This window comes from Blastococcus mobilis, from assembly GCF_900188025.1.
In the GTDB taxonomy this organism is placed as follows: domain Bacteria; phylum Actinomycetota; class Actinomycetes; order Mycobacteriales; family Geodermatophilaceae; genus Blastococcus_B; species Blastococcus_B mobilis.
Genome location: NZ_FZNO01000067.1, coordinates 1 through 3,471 on the forward strand (window position 1 = coordinate 1; position 3,471 = coordinate 3,471).

Genomic DNA, 3,471 nt, shown 5'->3' on the forward strand with positions numbered 1-3,471 from the left:
TTCGTTCAGATGCGGCAGCAGCACCTCGAACCTGGTGGCGAGCTGGCCGCGGACCTCGTCGTCGACGCGCATAGCAGATCGTCGACGCCGGATCCAAACGGCGATCGGCTGACCGGACGTGATTGCTGCCGGGAACGAGCGAGCTTTTTGCTCCGTCTCACTCCCCTGCTCGCGCCGGCCGGTGAGGAGACCCGAGCCCGAGGTCCCAGTGCTCGGCGACCGCACGCAGTCCCTCCAGGTCCAGGACGACGATCCCGCCGCGGTGAAGCCTGATCAGCCCGGCCTCCCGCAGCTCACCTAGGAGCTTCGTCGCTGTCTCGCGGGTGGTGCCCACGAGCTCGGCCAATTGCTCGTGCGTGAGCCGGATGTGAAAGCCCCGCGGCGCGAAGAGACCGGACTCCGGGGCCGCAGTGGCCAGCCGGCAGAGGACGGCGGCCACCCGCTGGGGCGCGGTCTTCAGGACGGTGTCGGCGAGCCGTTGCTCGACCTCGGCGAGGCGTCGGCCCAGCCCGGTGATGATGCGGGTCGCGATGCGGGTGTCGGACAGCAGCATCGTGCGGACGTCGTGTTCGCTCATCAGGCACAGCACGCTCGGCTCCAGAGCCTCCGCGAACCCCTCCCCCATGCGCTGGCCGATCAGCTCCATCTCGCCGAACAGCGCTCCGGGGCCCAGCACAGCCAGCGTCAGGCGCCTGCCCTCGGGCGAGAGCCGGTAGATGCGGACCGATCCGGCCTTGACGATGAACAGCACGTTGTGTGGCTCGTGGGGCGACCAGAGCAGGGTTCCCGCCGCGGCTGTCCGCATGGGAGCGCGTGCAGCAAGATCAGCCATCTCCTGCTGGCTGAGGTCCTGGAAGATCTCGACCTCGGATAGGCAGAAGACCGGCGTCCTGGGGGATGGCGCGGCCGCTCCGCCGGCCCGGGCCGTCACAATGCTGCTCGCCCCTTCCGCCACCGTTCCGTCCTCGGCGGCCTGGCTCGCGGACCGCCCGTAGGGCTCACTGTGGCACGCACCGGATGTCCGAAGTGTGTGCTGGCACACAGATCGGCACGGCCCCCGTCCCTAGCGTCCAGTTTCAGTGGGTGACCGACGCCCGCCGGGACAGCGGAAGGACGACGATGCGCACGACGACTGCTGCAACGACGGCCGGGCTTGGGCGGGCAGCCCTCCTCCAGCGAGTGACCGCCGGGGTGGTTGGCGGCCTCGCCGGGGGTCTGGTCTTCGGCGTCATGATGCAACTCATGGACATGATGGGGATGGTCGCCCAGCTGGTGGGGAGCAGCTCGGTGGCAGTCGGGTGGGTGGTCCACCTGGCCATATCCGCCTTCTTCGGCGCGGCGTTCACCGTGGCCCTCGCCGGCCTTATCCATGGCCTCAGCAGGGCACTGCCCCTCGGCGCCGTGTACGGCGTGGTCCTGTGGGTGATCGGCCCGCTGCTGCTGATGCCCGCCTTCCTCGGGATGCCGCTCTTCGTCATTAACGACACGACCCTCCTAAGTCTGGTCGGCCACGTGGCCTTCGGGCTGGTGCTGGGTCTCGTGGCGGCTGCGATGCTGCGCCGCCGCCCGGCCTGAGGGCCGACGTGCCGGCGGGGAGCGACGGCGGGCACCGGCAAGGCCCCGCGTCCGCCGAGGCACCGCTGCTGCGGGTCTACGTCAGCGCCGTCTGCTCGAGCTGCCTGCGGGCTCGGGAGTTGGTCGCTCACCTCCGCCGGCTGCGCCCGGCAGCCGCGGTCGAGCTGATCGATGTCGATCGTGCGGCTCCCGGGGCCCGCCCGGCCGGCTTGGTGGGAACGCCGACTTACATGCTCGGCGGACGGGTCCGCTGGCTGGGCAACCCCCCGGCCGAGGAACTGCTCGCGGCCTGGGACGAGGAGTCCGATCACGGCCTGGAGGGACAACCGATCAAGGCCCGTAAGGGGCCGGCCTGACGGCGTCCAACCGTCGCCGCCGGCTCAGTTCGGCGACGGCCCTGGCGGTGGTCGTGCTCAGCGCTTTTTCGCCTGACACCGGTCCCGCCGGCACCGCTCCTCCTGCCGCAGAGAGCGTGCCTGATCCCTGCCCTGCGGCCGCCCGTGGCAACGCACCGGAGCTGGGGGGTCAGACGCTCGACGGGCAGCCGTTCTCCTCGAGCCGGCTGGCCGGTCGCCCAGCGGTGCTGTGGTTCTGGGCGCCGTGGTGCACCGTCTGCCGGGCGGAGGCCCCGGACGTCGCGGAGGTGGCCGCCGAGTACGCGGGGTGGGTGGAGGTGATCGGTGTGGCCGGGCTTGGGGATCGCACCTCGATGCAGGACTTCGTGGCGGACACCGGGACCGGTTGCCTTGTTCATCTCGTCGACGAGGACGGTGAGCTGTGGAGCCGCTTCGGCATCGTGTCGCAGCCGGCGTTCGTGTTCGTCGACCGCTCCGGAGGCATCCAGACGTTCGCCGGATCCCTAGACTAGTAGTGCTTCGTTAGGTGGGCGCTCGGGGATGGGTGTGGATTTGCTGTCCGGAGACGATGCAGGTGCCGGTCCAGGTCGCGAGCAGGGCCTGCAGAGCGTGCAGGACCGCGTAGAGGCTCAGGCCGGCGCAGCCGCTTTTGGGTCGTGGCGCAGCAGAGTGATGAACAGCTGAGCGGCGGTGACGAGGGTGACGTGCCGGTGCCAGCCGGCGAAGGTGCGGCCCTCGAAGTGATCCAGGCCCAGGCCAGTCTTGCACTCGCGGTAGTCGTGCTCGATCCGCCAGCGGATCTTGGCCAGCCGGACCAGCTCGGCCAGCTCGGTGTCCTCGGGCAGGGTCGACAGCCAGTAGTCGGTGGGCTCGGCGGCCTCCGGCGGCCATTCGGCCAGCAGCCAGACCGCCGGCAGCGTGCCGTCCTGGGCCCGCCGGGCGGCCTGGTGGTGCCCCGCCGGGCGGACCCGCAGGGCAACAAAGTAGGAGGTCATCGGCCCGCGGGAGCCCTCTCGCCAGGTCAGCTGCACGGCGGCGTCCCGACCGGCGGCCAGCACGTGCTCGCGCAGGCCGACCGGCTTGCCTCGGTAGCGCGGTCGGGGTCGTCGTCCGCGGCCGGAGTAGGGCTTGAGCGTGGGGCGGGCGTCGCCGGCGTGCGCGCTCAGGTCGTTCTGGCACCTGGACCACGTAGGCCCAGCCGCGGGCGGTGATCCCGTCGCGGAACTCGGGGCCACCGTCATCGACCTGGCCACCCGGATGGTCGCGGGGTGGCAGACCGCCGCGCACATGCGCACCGCTCTGGTCACCGACGCGCTGCAGATGGCGATCGACGCCGGTCACGTCAGCGATGACGCGATCTTCCATTCCGACCGCGGAACCCAAGGCGGATTCAACTGGTCGTCGCAACACCTTGATCGTGGAGGTGTCGATGGGCAGGCCAGCGCGCTGGATGAAGGAGTTGACGGGCAGGTCGCCGATGAAGTCGCCGGGTGCGCCTTCGCTGCGGCGGGATGTGGAGCGGCTGTTCTGGCGGGAGATC

The 3,471-nt window shown here is 70.7% G+C and carries 5 protein-coding genes; 3 read left to right on the top strand and 2 right to left on the bottom strand.

The window, feature by feature from the left end:
• Positions 1-157 precede the first annotated feature (157 nt).
• On the bottom strand, positions 158-832 hold the full coding sequence (locus tag CHB94_RS24210; RefSeq protein ID WP_089339095.1) for a Crp/Fnr family transcriptional regulator: 675 nt from the start codon (positions 830-832) through the stop codon (positions 158-160).
• Between the two features lie 251 nt (positions 833-1,083).
• Here CHB94_RS24210 and CHB94_RS24215 point away from each other — a divergent pair, with 251 nt between their 5' ends.
• The 3 genes from CHB94_RS24215 (at position 1,084) to CHB94_RS24225 (ending at position 2,443) form a co-directional block, all read left to right on the top strand.
• On the top strand, positions 1,084-1,575 hold the full coding sequence (locus tag CHB94_RS24215; RefSeq protein ID WP_254920890.1) for a DUF1440 domain-containing protein: 492 nt from the start codon (positions 1,084-1,086) through the stop codon (positions 1,573-1,575).
• 8 nt (positions 1,576-1,583) lie between these two features.
• Positions 1,584-1,931 (top strand): thioredoxin domain-containing protein, encoded by a 348-nt coding sequence (locus CHB94_RS25535; protein WP_176445743.1) that lies wholly within the window; start codon positions 1,584-1,586, stop codon positions 1,929-1,931.
• A gap of 116 nt (positions 1,932-2,047) precedes the next feature.
• The gene (locus CHB94_RS24225; RefSeq protein WP_254920891.1) at positions 2,048-2,443 is read left to right on the top strand and encodes a TlpA family protein disulfide reductase; all 396 of its coding nucleotides are present in this window, start codon (positions 2,048-2,050) and stop codon (positions 2,441-2,443) included.
• Positions 2,444-2,560: 117 nt separating this feature from the next.
• Here the strand turns inward: CHB94_RS24225 and CHB94_RS24235 are convergent, their stop codons facing one another.
• Positions 2,561-3,166 carry a transposase gene (locus tag CHB94_RS24235; RefSeq protein ID WP_176445744.1) on the bottom strand — a complete coding sequence of 202 codons (606 nt, stop codon included), beginning with the start codon at positions 3,164-3,166 and terminating at the stop codon, positions 2,561-2,563.
• Positions 3,167-3,471 lie beyond the last annotated feature (305 nt).